This window comes from Ancylobacter sp. G4_0304 (assembly GCF_047501495.1).
Taxonomy (GTDB): domain Bacteria; phylum Pseudomonadota; class Alphaproteobacteria; order Rhizobiales; family Xanthobacteraceae; genus Ancylobacter.
Window position 1 is genome coordinate 1 of record NZ_JAZDRM010000014.1, and the last position, 17806, is coordinate 17806.

Here is a 17806-nt window from a genome sequence, read left to right on the forward strand (position 1 = left end):
GGCGCGCGACATGCCCACGGATCCGCGCAGCGGCCGCCTCGATCTCAGCCAGGGTGACCGGGAGCGTGCTGGCGGTTGGACTGAATGAACCGATGTCGGCGAGATGCGCCATGTCTCATTGCTCCCTCTCACCTGTGATGGTGGGAGGAGCACAAAATCATGTCAATTATTATATTGTAATGATTCAATCATCGAATGTCACGGCCGACTTGGGCCGCGACTCCGCGCGCGGCAACCCGTCAGCCGATCGCGCCAATGTCGAACACCGGCGGAAGCTGGTCGAATGTCCTGCGAACGGTCTCCAGCACCTTGCCCAGGGCGACGTGAGACAATTGCCCGCCCAGGCATATCCGAATGCCGCCGCCATGATTGGGCCCGGCGATGAAGGGGTCGGAAGGCGTCACGGCCACTCCGCGATCCGCCAGTGAGCGCACCAGCCCATCCTCCGTCCACGGCGCCGGCACACTCAGCCAGGCGCAAAGCGACAGCGGATGGCTCGATGCGACATAGGGGCCGAGCGTCGCGGCGACGATCTTCTGGCGCGCGCGCGCCTCATCGCGCTGGACCGAAAGCAGATGGTTCGCCGTGCCATCCTCGATCCAGCGTGTTGCGATCTCCGCCGGCAGATAGGTGCCGCTCCAGCTCGTCACGCGCAGGATCGAGGCGGCGCGGATCGAATAGTGCGGCGGCACCACGAGATAGCCGACCCGCAGCCCCGTCAGCACGGTCTTGGTGAAACTCGTGACGAAGAAGCCGAGATTGGGCAGCATCTCGGTGATCGAGGGAAGCTCCGCATCGATCAACGGCTTGTAGACCTCGTCCTCGACGACGAACACGCCGTAGCGCTGCGCGATCTCCGCGATGGCCTGCCGGCGCTCCGGCCCGGAGACGTGGCTGGTGGGATTGTTCAGCGTCGGAATCAGCACCAGCGCCCGCACGCTTCCCGCCCGGCACGCCGCCTCGAAGGCATCGGGGAGCAAGCCCTCCTCATCCGTCGGCAAGCCCTTGAGGCTGAAGCCGAGAATATTGGCGAGGCCGATCACGCCGTGATCCGTCAGGTTTTCCGTCAGCACGATATCGCCGGCGCGAATGATGCAGGTCAGCGCCAAGAAAAGTCCGTGCGCGGCGCCGTTGGTGACCAGGATGCGTTCCACCGGGACATCGACACCGAGCGGCTTCAACCAGACACGAGCGGCCTCGCGATGCTGATCGAGCCCCGCAATGGGCCGGCACGGGCGCATGAAGGCGCTGTTGTCGTCCGCCGCCAACGCCGCCAGCGCCGCGCGTGACGCTTCCTCATGGGCTTCGGTATAGACCCCCCGAACGATGGAGAGGTCGATAGCCTCGTCGGGGTTGCGGTCGAGCATCAGGCGGCCGGCCCGCTCGGTGACGCGCGCCTTAACGAAGGTGCCCCGGCCGATCTCGCCGCTGAGATAGCCGAGCCGCTCGGCCTCCTTGTAGCCGAGGCTCACCGTCTGGACCGATATCGCAAGCTTGCGGGCCAGATCACGATGCGTCGGCATCCGGTCCATCGGCTTCAACACGCCGGCATCGATATCGGCGATGATGCGCCCGGTCAGCGCCGAGTGCTTGGTCTCGCCGCGCTGCTTCGCCAGTACAGGATGCCATTCCACGGTCGTGTCGTTCGGCCGGTCAGCTTGACGTAGCATTAAAATTGTCTCGTTTTTAGCAGACGTCTTTCATGACATTATGCATGGTCAATTGCCAACATGAAGCTCGATGCCATTGATCTGAAGATCGTCGAAGCGCTGCGCCGCGACGGTCGCATGACCAAGCTCAGGCTGGCGGCGGCGGTCAATCTCTCGCCGGCGGCCTGTTGGGAACGACTGCGCCGGCTGGAGACCAGTGGCGTCATAAAGGGATATGCGGCGATCATCGATCTGGACGCTGGCGCGCCCCGCACCATCGTCATCGTCCAGATCAGCCTCAAAAGTCACCAGCAGACCGATTTCCGCCGCTTCGAGGAGGCGGTGGCCAAGGAATCCGCGATCGTGGCGTGCGATGCGACGGGTGGCGGCGTCGACTACATCCTGCGCGTGATGGTGCCCGATATCGATAGCTATCAGCGGCTGATCGACCGGCTGCTGGACCCTCAACTGGGAATCGAGCGCTATTTCTCCTACGTAGTAACGAAAAGCGTGCAGCTGGAGACGAGGTCAAACTGAAAAAAAATCGCCCATCTCCAAGGATGCGCGGGTGATGGATCTCGGCCTCGCCGTCGCGTTGAGCGAGACCGCGCCTCAGCGTATTCTACAGAGCCCAGTTTGCCGAGAGCGCGCAAGACCAGAGCGTGCGGAACGCTGACCTTGAAATTCTGAGAAATAAGTTCTCTGCGGAAGCCGACCATGTACAGGTCAGCAGTGGGTCAAAAGCGGCCCCAATCATCCTCCGTAAGGGCTGGCGCCTCGATATCCAAAGTGCTGTCCTCTAATTCGCCGCTCGAATCCTCCGCCATGTCCCGCGCGAGCGGAAAATCCCCCGCCAGCAGACGGTCCCGGCTCAGCAGTCCTGCATCTTCCAGCGCCTCCATGTCGGGCAAATCGCGCAGCGTGTTCAGGCCAAAATGGGTCAGAAACGCCTTAGTTGTCACATAGGTGTAGGGCGCGCCCGGTGTAGGGCTGCGTGGACCCGCCGTGATAAACCCCAGCCTTCGCAAGGCCCCGATGACGTCGCGGCTGATCTCCTTGCCGAAAAACTGACCCAACTCGGCGCGGGTGATCGGCTGATAGAAGCCGATGCACATCAGCACCAGAGAGTCCGATTTCAACAATGGTGGGGTCTGCGTGCCCAGACCAGTGGCGGTGCGGATGGCGTCGGCAAAGCCCTTCTTGGTGCGGTGCTGCCAGCCGCCGGCAACCGCGGCCAACTCATAGGGCCGGCCCACCAGCTCGGCACGGATGTCGTCGAGAAGGAGGTCAAGATTGCACGCCCGTCCTACCACCCGTGCCAGCGCCTCGCGGCTAACTGGCTCCGGGGAAGCGAAAATCACCGCCTCGACCCGGCCCATCCATTCGCGCCAGCGCAGCTCGGCCGGCAGCTCGGCCAGCTCAAGATCCAGTCCTTCCTGGCTTGGTTTGCGCCGTGCCATGATGTCAGAGCCCGTAAAGTTTGAAGGCGGAGCGACCGGAGAGCTCGCGCACCGCATCAAGGGCCAGCAGACGCTCAAACAGCCGGCGTGAGCCCCATCGCGTCAGCTGGGCGGTGTGTAGCGTCCCTGGCACCGCATCGTCGTCCAGCAGCCTCTGGATCGCCTCCCCGGCGCCCTTGGCGCGCAGTTTGGGCACAGTCGCCTCGAGCCGCGCCGCGCGCGGCGCGATCTCGGCCGCCAGCCGGCAGGCCTCGGCCGCGGCCTGCGCCAGCGCCACACAGACGCCGCGTTCAAAACCTTCTTCGCCGGGGCGAATGCGCCTGCTGCGACCGCCCTCCTCCCGAAAAGCGCTGCTGCGCGCCTGGCTCACCAATAACGGCACCGGCAGCGGCCAGCGCAGCTTGAGCGCCATCACCTGGTCCGCCAGCCACCAGCCGAGCAGTTCAGCGTCCGGGCGGATCGCCATCACCTCGATGACGATAGCGGCGGCGGCGATTGGTGCTGGCTCGCTGGAGCGGCCCAGCGCGGCGACCCGCTCGATCAGCGGCTCGAGCTCGTCGCCCCCGTGAAGTCCCAGCCAGCCGACGGTTGATTTGAGAGAGGCGGCATCGATTCCGGGTGAGCGGTCGGCCAGCTGCTTCCAGGCCTCAAAAATTCGACCGGCGGGACCGGGATCGCCATTGGTGGGGCGCAAATACCAGGCGTCGCGCAACGCCGCTTCATCCTCGGTGCGACCGGCCATGGATACCGCCGTCGCAGCACAGCGCAGCGCCAGCCGTTGACGCCAAGCCCCCGCCCACGGTCGCACGTTACGCACCAGATTATCTAATGAATTCAATGCGGCACCGGCGAGGAAGGCAGCTTCCACATCGCTGGTCACCGGGCCACGCGGCCGCGCCCAGCCCGGTACGCTGGGCAGTGGCGCGAGTGCAGGGAGGGCGCGATGAGGCGTCGGAATCATCAGCGCAGCCTAGCCGATCTGTGCGGTTTAAGCCATCTGATGGCTTAATATACGCACACCCTGTCGTCGAGTTAGAATGAATGATAAGATTGCATTATCGGTCGTTTTTCTTTTTATAGAGGAGATGACCGATGTCACTCGGCCGAGATGGCTGGAATCGCTGTCAGCAGTGTCGGATAGGCGGAATTTGTGAGACTCAAGGGCTTGGGCGGACATCTCGCGCATAATTATGAGACTCCCGGAGCACCCTTGTGAGACTGGCTGAGTCGGAATTTATGAGACTGGCGGGCTTTCCGGGACGGCCGGGCCGTTGCGACGACCGCTGAGGCGGCGTCTCTGGCGACACGGAGGCGCCCGAGCCGGGCATAGATGCACCGCCGCAGCGCCGGCGGCCACGCCCGCAGGACCTCCCGCAGCCGCTCGTCCCCTTCCTGATCGCTCGCCAGCAGCACCGAAGCGGCGCATCCAACGGGATCCGCGCACAGCCGCCCGACGCCAACGGCCAAGGCATAGTTCTGCAGCAGCGAGCCTTGCGCGAGCGAAAACAGGCCTGGGCGCACCGGCTTGGCGAGCACAGGCGCCACCCGATCGTACTCGGGCACGACGACCTGAAGTGCCTGCCGGGCAATCGGCCGCGTGAGGAAATCGTGATTGGCCCGGCGCGCGGCGAGCGACAGGATCGGCTGCTCGGCCAGCGACGGGGGCGAGGACCTGCGATGCCGCGTCGTCAGGAGGTCCAGCAGCGCGGGCACCGCGGGCGCGCCCTCCTCCTTCCCCTGCGCCCAATCGGCCAGCCGCAGCGCTCCGCTCCGCGCACTGGGATCGAGCCTGGTCAACTGTGTTTGCGTCAGCCGCGCATCCAGTCCTGTCCCAGCCTTCCCTCCGAACCGGACACCGTGTTCATCGCACCAGAAATTCCAGGGAAAGGCCGTGGCCTTGCGGTGGAGCCCGGCCGGACAACGCGGACAGACATAGCGGCTTGCCGCGGCGATCATCAGGCGCGCCTGCGGCGTGATCTCGTCGAAAGTCAGCCTCCGCAGCCCCTCAACGGTCATGCCGGTGCGGCCAGCCAGCACGGCCCCCTCCCCTGCCCCGAGGCGCCATTCGAGCTCGCGAACGCTGAAGCGGCCGAGGCCGCAATGCGCCAGAAGCGCCTCCGCCGGCATGCCGTAGAGCCGCGCAAGCCGCCCCAGCCAGGACGACAGACGCTCGTCGGGGCCCGGCCGCGGCACCACCGGCAACGGAGCCGGTGCCGGTGGGTCCCTCACACGGGCTCTCCCACGAGAGCCAGCACGCTGCGCTTGTCTGCGACCGCGCCGGGCGTGATCCTTTCCTCGCCGCTCTCGATCGCGGCGATGGCGAGCGCGCTCACCAGCAAGAAGATGCCGGCCGTGATCCCTCCCGTCACCTCGATGAGGCGCTTCAGCGTCGCATCGGCGAACTCGCTGGGCTGCCGCAGCGGCAAACTGCGCTGCAAGCTGCCGATCAGACCGCCGAAATCCTCGTCATTCTGCCAGGGCGGCAGCGCGAAGGCCTCGAACCGGCGCACCAGCTGATCATCGGTGCGCAGCGCGTTTCGCGCCTGCTGCGTACCGACGCAGACGAGCGGAATCCGCAGCTCATTGCCGAGAAAACGCAGCATGTTCAGGAAGCGGGTCTGCTCCCGCACGGTGCCGGCCTGCAGGCTGTGCACCTCGTCGATGACCAGCAGCCCCGGCCGGATCTCGGACAGCAGGCGCAGCGTCAGGCTCTCCAGTACCGACAGCGTCGCCCGCGGCGGTTCAGGTGCCCCGATCGCCGCCAGGAGCCGCTTGTAGAAACGGGCTTCGTCGGGGCCCGGCACCATCTGGACGGCGATGACCGGCATATGCATGCGCCCCGTCACCGTATCGAACTGCGAGGGGTGGTCGCGGGCGAACTTTTCGACGATCATGGTCTTGCCCATGCCGCTGGCGCCGACGATGAGCAGGTTGGGCATGCGCGCCCGTGGCGGGAAGGCAAGCAGGGCTTCGAGCTTCTGGAGCGCCTGTTCGGCGCGCGGATAGTTGATCCAGCGGTCGGCGCGAATGCGCCGGATGCGCTCGTCCGCGCTCAGCGCGGCGATCGGCCGGCTAGCGGGGAAGAGATGCGAGAACGCCTCAGTCATCCTCCCATTCCTCCACCGCGAAATAAGGCAGTTGCAGGGGCTTTTCGTCCTTGTTCGGCCCCACCTCCGGTGTCACGTCGATGATCCTGTCCGGTGCGAGATGCGCGCGCCGGGCGACATCCCTTCGCATCGCCTTGGTCAGGCGCGTTGCCTCATCGACCAGGGATCGCTGGGCGAGGATTGTGGAGAAGATGAGCTCCTCATCGACGGCCTCGCGGCCTTTTTCCCGCAAGGCGCGCACGGCAGCCCGGTGCTCCCACAGCCCAATAGGCGGGCGGGTCCGATCGGCTGGACGCGCTTCCAGATACCCCTGCCCTGTCGCCACGAACACGCAGGACAGGTCGCGCGGATCAAATTTGACGGTCAGTCGTTGCCGGTCGCGCCCCATCAGCCAACGCAGCTCGTCCGACCAGTAGCGGATGTGAAACAGGTGCAGCCCGTCGCGCTGCAAAGTGCGCTGCTCGAAAGGCAGAAAATCAATCAGGAACCGCCGCGGATCCGACGGAACCCGCACCGTGACGTCGCCGATGCGGGCTTGCCAGGCGGCGGCCGGCGGCAGATCCAGGGCCTTGTGGATGCGGGCATGATAGGAGCCGATGATCTCGAGGGCGAGATAGCGTTCCAGGTCGCGCAAAGTCATGACCGCCTCAGCCTCCGGATCGAGGTCGCCGCGTTCGTCGATGTTCGAGAAATGCGAGCCCGGAATGAGGTGAACGGCACCCATCATCGTGCCGATCAGCCGCTCGATATGGCCGCCGAAACGCGGCGTGCCAGGTGGACGGTAGCTCAGGTCGATGCGATGCTCGCCGCAGGCGCGTTCGAAGGCGCGCGCATGGAATTCGGCGCCGTTGTCGACATGAATGGTCCCAGGAATTCCGTGCGCCGGCCACGCCGCCACGATCCCCCGTGAGGTCAGCCAGGCCGTCTTGTCCATCACCGCATGGGTCAGGCACAACGCCACGGCTGCCAGGGACGGCGCTTCCAGCGACAGGTAGAAGCCCATCGCCATGCGGGTGTTGACGTCGACGGCCAGCGTGAGCGTCGGCCGGCCGATCGGCAATCGGGTTACCGGATCGACGACCGTGACGTCGACCTTGGTGTGGTCGATCTGGAGGATTTCAAGCGGAGCCGCCGCCTCCAATCCGCCTGGCGTCGCCAGAAACACCGCCTCCGATTTGCCGGCGCCCTCCCGTCGGCGCATCAGATCGGCCTGATCTTTCATTTTCAGCCACCGGCCGAGACGGCGGATCGATGGCGGCTGCAGGCCTTGAAGCTGGCAGTCCGCCGCAACCTCCTGCTGAAAGCGCGTCAGGGTGGGCTTGCGGCGCGTCGCATAGAGCTTCCGGAAATGCTGCTCGACGATCGTGAGCACCACCGGATCCAAAGGCTGCATGCCAGCGTTTGGGCCACGCCGGCGCGGCAGGAGTGTGCTGGTGCGGTCATCCTGCCGGAACCGCTTCAGCCAGCGAAACAAGGTTGCCCGGCTGACGCCAAGCGCGTTCAGGGCGTCGCGGACTTCCGCATCGCCAAGGTGCTTCGATAGGTTCGACAGGATCTCGGCGCGATGTCGCCCCTGCGCCCAGGCCTCAGGATCGATGTCATCATCGTTCATGGACAGCCTCGCCGTCTGGCTGCAAGCTGGTCTCACAACTACCGACTCAATACCGTCGCCAGTCTCAATTACCTTGAATCGGTCTCATAATGACGACACGGCCAAGTCATTGAAATTGCGCAGGCGCCAGTCTCATCAACCCCGGTAGTCCGACAAGCAGACCGGAATTAGTGAGACTCGGCCGCCGTCGAGCCGCTTTTTGAAGCGGTTTTCGTGAGACAGGCGCAGTCTCACGATTTCCGGCTTGGATGAACATTGTCTCGGGAATACCGCCCCGGTCAGCACGGAAGCCCGGCCAATCGCGGTTCGCGCATCGTGAAGAGGGCCTGCTGTTCGGTGCACATCGCCGGATGCAGACGCAGATCCGCACTTTATCGACCTCGTCAGGAGCCCGCTGAGGCCGATCGAATGATTTCGACGAGGCAAAGGTCGGAAAACGGCTAGTGGCAGCCTGCGGGCTTCTGAGTGGCTTTGGCGGACCTCCAGCTTTTTTGGGGCTCAGGAGAGCGCTCGAACCCGTTGATGGCTGAGACGGGCACCTGTCACCGCTCTTCCGGCATTCCCTCTTTGCCGGGTGCAGGGAGCAGCACGCCCGACAGCGTGGCGGATTGCCGCCGGCCATCCTTCGATCAGATCCATCACCTTCTTTCGGCCGAACTCGTCGGAAGCCTCCAGGACACGAATGATCGTGCCGACCGGATTCTTCAGAACCCGGGCAACGCCGATGGCAAGCGCGTACCGCTCTGCCCGTGGCGCATTCGGCACATCGGCGATGGTTGAAGACAGACGCGGATCGCTAGTCGGCACCGCAGCCCTGAATTCCGGCACCACGACACTCAGAACCGGACGCCGGCAGGGTCGCGACAGAACGGAAGGATCGTGCTGACGCGGGAGCGGCAAGTACGCGAGTTCCCACGGTGCCGGAGGCGACAATTTCCGAGACGGCAAAAGCAGCAGCGACAGCACCGAGCCGACAGGAATCGCGGCAATCTCCCTCTCCATTGCCCATTGAAGCAGGATTTCCGCGCCCCGACGGCCTGATGCTTCATCGCCGAGCGCGCTGACGCCGCTCATTTCGCCGCCGAAGAGTGGCTCACGGTGACGATCACACCAGAACGCAAAGGCAAACGACCAGCCTCTCAGACGCTGCGGTCGTTGCATGCCGCGCGAGCAGGCCGGACAAATCTCTCTGGAGCTGGGTCGAAGCAGGCTGCGATAGCGCGGCGATGCGCCACGGAAGGTCATGGCGAACAGACGTTCGGCCGAACGGTTCGTCGCGACTGCGATGCGCTCCATGTCGGCCTGAACAGGCTCGAACTCAAGCTGCAATGCCGGACGAACGCAACCAATATGCGCTTGCAGCTCGTCCAGGGACACCAGATAGACGTCGGCGATCCGCTCCAGCCAGGAACTCAGCCGCTCGTCTCGAAAGGGCGGCGGCACGATAGGCAGCGGCGCCCTTCCCTGCCCCGTCACGGTTTAGGCCGCGGCGAAGGTCGCCGGCGCGGCGACACGATGATCGAGGATCGCAGTCGGCGTGATCCGCTCGGTTCCCGAGAGGATGGCATCCGTGGCGAGCTCGATCACCATCCGGAAGATCGATGCTGTGATGCCGCCATTGGCCTCGACAAGCCGCTTGAGCGCGCTGTCCGTCATCTCGGACGGCAGGCGCAGAGGCAAGGAGTAGAGGAGACCTCCGATCAGGCCATGGAAGTCGGCATCGTGCCGCCACGGCGGCAAGCCGTACGGCTCGAAGCGGCTGTTGAGATGGGCATCGCCGCGGATCGCATCACGCGCCTCGTGCGAGCCAAGGCAGATCAGGGGAATCCGCAGTTCGTTACCGAGGAAGCGCAGCAGATTGAGCATTCGGCGCTGTTCCCGGTAGGTGCCAGCGATCAAGTTCTGCACCTCGTCAATGATCAGCATGCGTGGCGCGGTCTCCTGAAGCAGCCGCAGCGCCTGCGTTTCGAGCTGCCCGAGTGTGGCGCGGGTTGGCGGCGGCGCGCCAATCACCGACAGAAGGCGATGATAAAACCGCCCCTCATCCGGGGAGGGGACCATCTGCACGACGATGACAGGCCGGTGATGGATTCCGCTGCGCTGATCGAACCGAGGCGGATGAGCGCGCACGAACTTCTCGATAATCATCGTCTTGCCCATGCCCGAGGCGCCGAAGATCAGCAGGTTGGGCATGCGGGCGCGCTTGGGAAACAACAGCAGCTCTTCGAGCTTGTCGAGCGCCTGGCGGGCACGCGGATAGTCGATCCATCGATCCACCCGGATGTGCTCGATGCGCTCCCGCGCGGGCAGATCGGCATAGGCCTGAACGGCGGGATCGAGATGCGGATAAGCCGTCATTCCCATACCTCCACCGGAAAATGCGGCAAGGCGATCACCGGCTCGTCCGCCGGCGCGCTGGCTGGAAGCGCTGGTATTTCTTGCAGATGAGCGCGCCTCGCGCGCAGCCTGCGGGCTTGCGTGGTCTCCTGGATCGCCTGATCCACCAGCGCACGCTGAGCGGCGATCGTCTGGAAGATCGTTTCCTCATCGATCTCCCGGCGGCCGCGCGCCCGCTGCACGCGCAACGCCGCCTTCTGCTCCCACAGCGTGATGGCCGGGCGCCCGGAATTGCGCGTGGGCACCATGATGTAGTTCTCGCCCAGCTTAACGAAGACCCGATGCAAATCTCGCGGATCGTACTTGACGAGAACCTTGTCGCTGCACCGGCCGATCCAGGGCGCAAAGCCGTCCGACCAGTAGCAGATGTTGTTGATGTGGATGCCGGTTCGCCGCAGTACACGCGGCTCAAATGGCAGAAAATCGATCAGGAAGGCGAGCGGCTCGCGCACCTGCCGCGGAGGGCGCCCGGATATGGCCTCGTTCCAGGCCGCGCCGGGCGGCCGGCCGATACCGCGGTGCAGATCGGAATGGTAGGCGATGATTTCCAGCGCCAGCCAGGCCTCAAGCTCGCGCATGGTCATCACGGCGCGCGCCTCGGGATCATAGTCGCCCTTGTCCAGCACATTGGAAAAATGCGTGCCGGGCAGCATATGGACCGCCCCCATCATCGTGCCGATCAAGCGCTCGACATGCCCGCCGAACCTGGGGGTTCCCGGCGGACGGTAGGAGACGGCGATATTGTGATCATCGCAGCCGCGTTTGAAGGCGCGCGCATGGAATTCGGCGCCATTATCGACATGAATGCACTCGGGCAGGCCGCTCGTCGGCCAATCCAGCGAAATCCCCCGATCCTGCAGCCAGCGGGTCTTGTCGACGATCGCGTGCGTCAAACAAAGCGCCACCGACGTCACCGACGGCGCCTCCAGAGACAGGTAAAAGCCCAGCACCATCCGGGTGTAGACATCGATCGCGATGGTGAGGATCGGTCGACCGATCGGCTGCCTCTCGATCGGGTCGACGACTGTCACGTCGACCTTCGTATGATCGATCTGGACGATCTGCAGCGGATGCTGCGCTGAAAGCTCGCCGGGTAATGCCAGGAACTGCGCGTCGGCCCGAGCCTTTCCCTCGCGACGGCGCGTCATAGCTTCCGTATCGAACGTCGCAAGGTATCCTTTCAGGCGTCTGATTGAGGGCGGCGCCAACTCGCTCACCCGGCAATCGGCCGAGATTCGCTTCCACAGGCGCGTCAACGTGGGCTTCTCGGGTGTGGCGTAGAATGTCGTGATGTTGCGGTCGACGATCGCCTTCAGGGTAGGATCAAAGGCGTCGATTCCGGCACGGCGCCCTGGCTTTCGACTAATGAGCGCAGTGGCGCGCTCCTCCACCCGATACCGCTTCAGCCACCGAAATAAGGTCGCGCGACTGACGGCAAGCTCCGCCATAGCGTCCGCGACATCGGCTGCACTCGGGCGTTGTGGCATCCGTCGCAGAACATCTGCATGCCTGAGCGCGCTTTGCCATTCCTGTTCGTCGAGCTGGTCGCGTTCCATGCCTCTTCACGCGGATTGTCGATCAATCTAGTCTCACCATAACTGAATCGCGTGACGGTTCCGTCTCAGCAGATCCGACTCGGTCTCACAAATTTCTGAATCGGCTAACCCATTGAAAATAAGCGATCGCCAGTCTCATGAAAAACGGTCGGCTGACACAAACCGCCGAAAATCGCCCTTCGGAGCGCTCCGCGTCATCTCAGGACCCGGGCACACCCGTCGTTGTTTCCGATGGGAGGACAGCGGACGACACCAGCGCCCTCCCCTCGCCGCTTCCGGCAGATGTCCCTGCCCTCCCTGCCCTCCCCGCGCATCTCGAACGGCTAGCCGGCCGCGCCCGCGATTACGTCGAGGCGTCGAGCTCGGCCAATACAAGGCGGGCCTATGCCAGCGACTGGGCGCATTTTTCCTCGTGGTGCCGGCGTCAGGGGCTCGAGCCGCTTCCCCCCTCCCCGCAAGTCGTCGGGCTCTACATCACCGCCTGCGCCTCCGGCGCCGCGATTCCCGGCGGCAAGGCGAACTCCGTCGCCACCATCGAGCGCCGGCTCTCCGCCATCACCTGGAACTACGCCCAGCGCGGCACCCCGCTCAATCGCCGCGACCGCCATATCGCCACCGTGCTCGCCGGCATCCGCAACACCCATGCCGCCCCGCCCCGGCAGAAGGAGGCGGTGCTGCCGGAAGACCTCATCTCCATGCTGGAGGTGCTGGAGCGTGGCACGCTGCGCGGTCTGCGCGACCGCGCCATGCTACTGATTGGCTTCGCCGGCGGGCTGCGGCGCTCGGAGATCGTCGGGCTCGATGTCGGGCGTGACCAGACGCAGGACGGGCGCGGCTGGGTGGAGATCCTCGACAAAGGGCTGCTGGTGACGCTGCGCGGGAAAACCGGCTGGCGCGAGGTGGAGATCGGCCGTGGCTCCTCCGACGCCACCTGCCCGGTGGTCGCTCTCACCACCTGGCTGAAGCTGGCAAGGATTGCCCATGGTCCGCTGTTCCGCCGCGTGACCGCCCGGGGCAAGGATGTCGGCGTGGACCGACTGAACGACCGCGAGGTCGCCCGCCTCGTCAAGCGCACGGCACTGGCCGCCGGGGTGCGCGGCGATCTGACCGAAGGCGAACGGGAGGAAAAATTCGCCGGCCATTCGCTGCGCGCCGGTCTCGCCTCTTCCGCGGAAGTCGACGAGCGCCACGTCCAGAAACAGCTCGGCCACGCCTCCGCCGAGATGACCCGGCGCTACCAGCGCCGCCGCGACAGATTCCGCGTCAATCTCACCAAGGCTGCCGGGCTGTAGACAAGGCCCCTCCCCTGTCAGCCCCAATTGCCGCACACCCCAGCCACGCGAGGACCAGCGGGATCATGGACAGGAGCCGGATAGTGCCAACCGGCGCCTTCACGCGAGTACTTCCTTCGCAGCCAGCCGTCGGGCGGCATCGGGATCGTGGGCCGGCAGGAGGATCGTCGGCTGTTGGCCGGCGAAGGCCTTGATTGCGCGAAGCGTCGCGAGCGCCGTCGAGGGATCATTGGTGACGCCGTCGGTGCGCTCGGCGCGCAAATTCTCCTGCGAGTAGGTCGCGTCGCCGGCGAGAAAATAGGTGACGTCGTCGTCCCGCACCACCACGGCGCAATGCCCCGCCACATGGCCGGGTGTCGGCACCAGCGCGATCCGGCCGTCACGTGTCAGCGGATGCGAAGCCGGGAACGAGCCTATGGCGGGGCCGTCCATCTGCACCAGTTCCGGCTTCAGCCAGATCGGCCAGCGCTGAGGCAGGCAGCCCATCATCATGCCGCGCAGCCCGGTCGACACCGCGTGGTTCTCGCCCGGGCCGATGATGCGATTGTGCGGGAAATGGTCGAGCCCGCCAGTGTGGTCGTGATGGAAATGGGTGAGGACGACGGCGGCGAGATCCCGCGCCGGGTCGAGGCCCATGTTGCGTAGGCGAGGGCCGATCTCCTCCTCCGGCGCGACCCGGATCGAGACCTGCCGGTAGAACGGATTCCAGCCGGGCAGATAGCCCGGCACCGAGTTGCGCCACGTATCGCCGGTGTCGACCAGGAAGCGGCCTTCCGGATGCTCGATCAGGAAGCACAGGATCGGCAGTGGCTCGACCCATTCCCGATCGCGGAAAATGTCGATCTTGCGCCCGATGGGTCCGCGGTCCGGGCGCCCGGTGCGCTGTGCGGTCTTCATGCGGGCCTTGCCCGTCTCGATAGCCGTCACGCGAATCATAGATATCCCCATAAAACGAACAACCGTTCTTTTATTATCAGCACACGCGCTTGTAAAGAACGGTTGTTCGTTTTAGGAAGGGGCGTGCCGAAGATCTCCGACGAAAAGCGCGTCGCCCGCCGCCTGCAAATCCTGGAGGCCGCATGGACCTGCTTCGACGCGCAGGGCCTGCACGCCACCACCATGAGCGACATCATCCGCGTCTCCGGCCTCTCGGCCGGTGCCGTCTATTCGTATTTTCCGAGCAAGGACGAACTGATCCTCTCCGCCGTTTCGACCTCGCTCAGCGGCTTGAGCGGGCGCGTCGAGCCGATCTTCTCGGCCAACCCGCCGCCCCCTCCGGATCTCTTCATCCGTCAGGTCTGCGAGACGATCGCCCTCTTCACGGTTCGCGAAGGCTATGACCTGCGCCGCCTCGCCCTGCTGGGGTGGAGCGAGGCGCAGCGCAACGAGAAGCTCCGCGCGACGATGCGAGGCTTCTATCTGGCCTTCCGAGAACGTCTCGCCGATCTCGCCGCCCGCTGGCAGCGCGACGGCATGCTGGGGAACGACGCCTCAACACCCGACGTGGCGAAAACGATGCTCGCGATCATACTCGGCTATGTGGTGCAGTTCGGGATCCTGGGCGACGTCGCTCCTCCGGATCTCGCGCGCGGTCTTCGGGACCTTGCCGGGCAGGGACAGACCGATGCCGCTTGATCCCGCCAGCAAGACCGGAAAGCGATGCCGAGCCGCTTACCCGCTTCTGCTGGGCATCCACGCGCTCGCCGCGGTCCTGCTATTCCTGACCATCTTTCCGTTGTTCCAGCAGATCGTCAGCCAGATCGGCCGGGCCCAGCCTCTGGACACCTCGACCGCTGTCACGGCCATCGTCCTCGCGCTTGTCATGCAGACCTGCTACTGGGCTCGCTACTTACGCGTGCCGGTGCCGGCCCCGTTCCGTGGCGCGTTCGCCGGCCATCTGCTGATGTTCGCCAGTCGCGTCAGCTTCTTTTTCGGCGGTGCGCTCTTCGCGGCTATCTTCTTTCGTCACGTGCCGCAACTCGACGTGCTGCCTCCGGTCGGGCAAGGCCTGGCGAAGGCTCTCGGCGTGATGGGGCTGCTGTTCGCCGCGTTCTGCTTCTCGCTCGAGCTCGAGCGTCTCGGTCGCGCCATCGAGGAAGGTCCAGCGCGAGATTCGTAGGTTCTCCTCGCATTCATTCCGTCGGCTACGAAATGAAACCGCGATCGGGCCCCCACCCGCTTCCGCTGCAGCGGGATTGCCTGTTCGTCCCTATGCCCCGAACAGGCGCCTGTCCCAGAAGACCGGCTGATGCAGGCTAGCCTCGATCGTCCTGAATTCCGGATGGCCGGGATTGACGAGGATGTTGCTGTCGATGCGCGCGACCACACTCGGCACTAGCAGGATGGCGCTGCGCCTTTCCAGACACCAGCGTTCGCCGAACGCCTGGCTGGCCTTCGCGGGCATGCTGTCCCAGCCGGGAAGCGCCGGTGGCGAGAATATCTCGTAGGAAAGGCCCCGTGGCAGGGTGACTTCGACGTAGTGCTGGTTCGGAGGCAAGCGCCCGCTGCCATGCACCAGCTTTTCCAGCAAGGCTGTCGAATAGTGCTGGCTGGTGTAGATCAGCGGGCTCCCAGGTGTGTTCCATCGCCCCGGCGCAAGGGTCGAGCCGGTTGCGTCGAAGATCGGATAAGCCCCGTTGGGATCCCCAATCCTGAAACTCGACAACGTGCGATCAAGAAGCTCCGCCATCACGCAGCGCTGCCGTATTTCAGGCGGCCGAGAACATCGAGAACCAACTCAGCTCCGATCTCGCTCTGAATGACAACATCGATCGGGCGCTTGTCCTCGAGCATCGAATGCGACCGGAAGAGAAAGTCACGGGCCTCCATCTCGCTTTGCCATACGTCCAACGCCAGGCTCCAGACTCGTGCCAGACGCGCAAGACGTGTGCCCTCGTCCGAGGACAGACGATGAGCTGCCTTGCGCCTCTCATAAGTTGCCTTCGGCACGAGCCGGTATTTGAAGTGGGCATCGCCCGGCGCCAGAAGCTGGGAGACACGCTCGAGCGCACCGATGGGCAAGCCATCCTCGATCCGGGCGATGAGCCCAAACGGCGAGCGCGCCGCCGCTTCCTTCGCGGGAAGTCCCAGCACATCGGCCACAGTTGTGAATGCGAGCATCACGTCCTCCATATCATATGAGGCTATACATAGACCCACATGAGGCGCAGCACAAGCATCGGGTTCCCAACCGACACCCCCTGCCCTCCCTTCCTGGACGCGACCCAGTTGATTGGCTAACAGGCTTACTCGTTGAAAACAGCGCCGCGCCGCATCCCGTGCGTTCTCCAGTCATCACCGTTCCCTCGGCCTCTTCAGGCTTTTCAGCAGCGCCTCCGAAGCCCGGAGTCGACTACCCCCTTCAACCGGCTCGTCGGATCGCCGCGGACCCAACCCAGTCGATGTCTTCTGCTCATCGAGCTTGGCCCTGAGCAGTGCCATGATCATCGGCCAGGTCGAGAACTTCCCGTCCTTCGCCCGATCCGTCAGGCTTCGCAGATAGCCGCCGGGCGAGCCGATCTGGTCAGCGCGCTCGTAGATCGCAGCCAGTGTGATTGCCGCATGCTGCTCGCCCAACGCCTCCTGTGCTTCCCGCCAGGCGCTCGGGCTAATTCCCAACATCGGCCGGACCAGTTCCGCGACGGCCAGGAAGTCCCGCCAGTGCCGGATTTCGTCGCCCTGCACCAGTTCCAGCACGCCTGGGCAGGCGTCGAGCACGATCCCAAGAGGCAATTCCCGCTTCGGCAGGCTCCGCACGTTGTCGGCTTTCGCGACGCTGCCGCCCGCTCCTTTTTCATTTCGGAGGCTATATTCAGATTCAGAGAGAAGATCTGGGTTTGAATTCTGTATGTGGCGACCGGAATGGGACTCATTGGCATCCGGATTCTGCGTTTTCGTGAAGGTTTCCAGAGCCTCGCGGATATCCTCGTAGAGAGCAAAAAGCTCGGCGCTAATCGCCTCCACCAGCTGGCGGGGAGCTGAGCGGGGGAGGCGGGCGATGATTGCCTGGTAGTCCAGCAGCACCTTCCCCCAATTGCCCGGAACACCTTCCTCGATGCCGGTGTCGATCAGCTTGACGATGTCCCGTCGCAGCAGTGTGAGGCGTTCCTTCGCCACACGGAACGCCTTCCTCTCCGCATGAACTGCCTCGGCCAGATCATGCAGCTCCTGCGCCCGCGCGACCAGCGGCGAGAGATCGAAACCATAGGCCTGCTCGATCTCCCCGCCCCTGCCCTTTCGCGCGAAGCGCTTGCCGTTCGGGCTGTCGCGCCGGATCACCAGCCCGCAATCGACCAGCACGGCGATGTGTCGGCGCAGCGTCGTCGCCGGCATGCCGTTGGCTCGCGACGCCAACTGCTCATTGGATGGCCAGACGATCAGTTCGGTATCGCCGGTGAGCGCGGTTTCCGGATGGAAAGTCAGCAGGGCGTTGAGGATCGCCAGCGAGCGATCGGTAGCGCCGAGCAGTTCCCTCGCCTCGCGGATGTCCTGGAACACCTGCCATTTATGCGCGACGGCATCCGGCTTCACCGCCTTCGCCGTCATCTGACTTGAAATCTGGCCGAGCGTCATCGGCCGCCGCCCAAAGGGCGTCGTCGAAACATGCGTCTGCATTGTCCTTCACCTATCGCTAGGCAAAAGAATCCAGCGCGCCCGAGCAAGGTCGTTCGCTAAAACGCTTGACGGTGATTCCGGGAGGTGCGATTCTCAATGCGCCAACAACGAGAAGGGCT

General features: G+C 64.6%; 17 protein-coding genes. 4 read left to right on the top strand and 13 right to left on the bottom strand.

Annotation, left to right across the window (positions count from 1 at the left end):
- Positions 1–239 precede the first annotated feature (239 nt).
- Positions 240–1670, bottom strand: coding sequence for a PLP-dependent aminotransferase family protein (locus VRZ77_RS09785; protein ID WP_414592469.1), 1431 nt, complete (start codon positions 1668–1670; stop codon positions 240–242).
- A 60-nt stretch (positions 1671–1730) separates the two neighbouring features.
- On the opposite strand from VRZ77_RS09785, the gene VRZ77_RS09790 reads away from it, so the two are divergent.
- Complete coding sequence (locus VRZ77_RS09790; protein WP_414592470.1) at positions 1731–2186, top strand: Lrp/AsnC family transcriptional regulator; 456 nt, start codon at positions 1731–1733, stop codon at positions 2184–2186.
- Between the two features lie 200 nt (positions 2187–2386).
- Here the strand turns inward: VRZ77_RS09790 and scpB are convergent, their stop codons facing one another.
- The 8 genes from scpB to VRZ77_RS09830 all read right to left on the bottom strand — a co-directional run bounded on the left by scpB (position 2387) and on the right by VRZ77_RS09830 (position 11781).
- Entirely contained in the window at positions 2387–3109 is a 723-nt protein-coding gene (gene scpB / locus VRZ77_RS09795) for an SMC-Scp complex subunit ScpB (protein WP_414592471.1), read from the bottom strand.
- Between the two features lie 4 nt (positions 3110–3113).
- Positions 3114–4070, bottom strand: coding sequence for a DUF1403 family protein (locus tag VRZ77_RS09800; RefSeq protein ID WP_414592472.1), 957 nt, complete (start codon positions 4068–4070; stop codon positions 3114–3116).
- A 227-nt stretch (positions 4071–4297) separates the two neighbouring features.
- Complete coding sequence (locus VRZ77_RS09805; protein WP_414592557.1) at positions 4298–5305, bottom strand: TniQ family protein; 1008 nt, start codon at positions 5303–5305, stop codon at positions 4298–4300.
- A 29-nt stretch (positions 5306–5334) separates the two neighbouring features.
- Positions 5335–6216 (bottom strand): TniB family NTP-binding protein, encoded by an 882-nt coding sequence (locus VRZ77_RS09810; RefSeq protein WP_414592473.1) that lies wholly within the window; start codon positions 6214–6216, stop codon positions 5335–5337.
- Positions 6209–7828: a Mu transposase C-terminal domain-containing protein gene (locus tag VRZ77_RS09815; protein ID WP_414592474.1), complete on the bottom strand. Its 1620-nt coding sequence runs from the start codon at positions 7826–7828 to the stop codon at positions 6209–6211. The genes VRZ77_RS09810 and VRZ77_RS09815 overlap by 8 nt, the downstream gene beginning before the upstream one ends.
- A gap of 498 nt (positions 7829–8326) precedes the next feature.
- Complete coding sequence (locus tag VRZ77_RS09820; protein WP_394092601.1) at positions 8327–9271, bottom strand: TniQ family protein; 945 nt, start codon at positions 9269–9271, stop codon at positions 8327–8329.
- Positions 9272–9307: 36 nt separating this feature from the next.
- Entirely contained in the window at positions 9308–10186 is an 879-nt protein-coding gene (locus VRZ77_RS09825) for a TniB family NTP-binding protein (RefSeq protein WP_394092600.1), read from the bottom strand.
- A complete protein-coding gene (locus VRZ77_RS09830; protein ID WP_394092599.1) occupies positions 10183–11781 on the bottom strand; it encodes a Mu transposase C-terminal domain-containing protein in 1599 nt (532 codons plus the stop codon). The genes VRZ77_RS09825 and VRZ77_RS09830 overlap by 4 nt, the downstream gene beginning before the upstream one ends.
- Before the next feature lie 137 nt (positions 11782–11918).
- On the opposite strand from VRZ77_RS09830, the gene VRZ77_RS09835 reads away from it, so the two are divergent.
- Positions 11919–13073: a site-specific integrase gene (locus VRZ77_RS09835; RefSeq protein ID WP_414592475.1), complete on the top strand. Its 1155-nt coding sequence runs from the start codon at positions 11919–11921 to the stop codon at positions 13071–13073.
- A 99-nt stretch (positions 13074–13172) separates the two neighbouring features.
- Here the strand turns inward: VRZ77_RS09835 and VRZ77_RS09840 are convergent, their stop codons facing one another.
- On the bottom strand, positions 13173–14009 hold the full coding sequence (locus VRZ77_RS09840) for an N-acyl homoserine lactonase family protein (RefSeq protein WP_414592476.1): 837 nt from the start codon (positions 14007–14009) through the stop codon (positions 13173–13175).
- An 84-nt stretch (positions 14010–14093) separates the two neighbouring features.
- Between VRZ77_RS09840 and VRZ77_RS09845 the strand changes: the two genes are divergently transcribed.
- Positions 14094–14708 carry a TetR/AcrR family transcriptional regulator gene (locus tag VRZ77_RS09845; RefSeq protein ID WP_414592477.1) on the top strand — a complete coding sequence of 205 codons (615 nt, stop codon included), beginning with the start codon at positions 14094–14096 and terminating at the stop codon, positions 14706–14708.
- Positions 14698–15192, top strand: coding sequence for a hypothetical protein (locus VRZ77_RS09850; RefSeq protein ID WP_414592478.1), 495 nt, complete (start codon positions 14698–14700; stop codon positions 15190–15192). The genes VRZ77_RS09845 and VRZ77_RS09850 overlap by 11 nt, the downstream gene beginning before the upstream one ends.
- Positions 15193–15282: 90 nt before the next feature.
- Here VRZ77_RS09850 and VRZ77_RS09855 read toward each other — a convergent pair whose 3' ends face one another.
- From VRZ77_RS09855 to repC, 3 genes are all read right to left on the bottom strand, one after another.
- Entirely contained in the window at positions 15283–15765 is a 483-nt protein-coding gene (locus tag VRZ77_RS09855; protein WP_414592479.1) for an RES family NAD+ phosphorylase, read from the bottom strand.
- On the bottom strand, positions 15762–16193 hold the full coding sequence (locus VRZ77_RS09860) for an antitoxin Xre-like helix-turn-helix domain-containing protein (protein WP_414592480.1): 432 nt from the start codon (positions 16191–16193) through the stop codon (positions 15762–15764). The genes VRZ77_RS09855 and VRZ77_RS09860 overlap by 4 nt, the downstream gene beginning before the upstream one ends.
- A 174-nt stretch (positions 16194–16367) precedes the next feature.
- Positions 16368–17687: a plasmid replication protein RepC gene (gene repC, locus VRZ77_RS09865; protein WP_414592481.1), complete on the bottom strand. Its 1320-nt coding sequence runs from the start codon at positions 17685–17687 to the stop codon at positions 16368–16370.
- Positions 17688–17806: the final 119 nt, after the last annotated feature.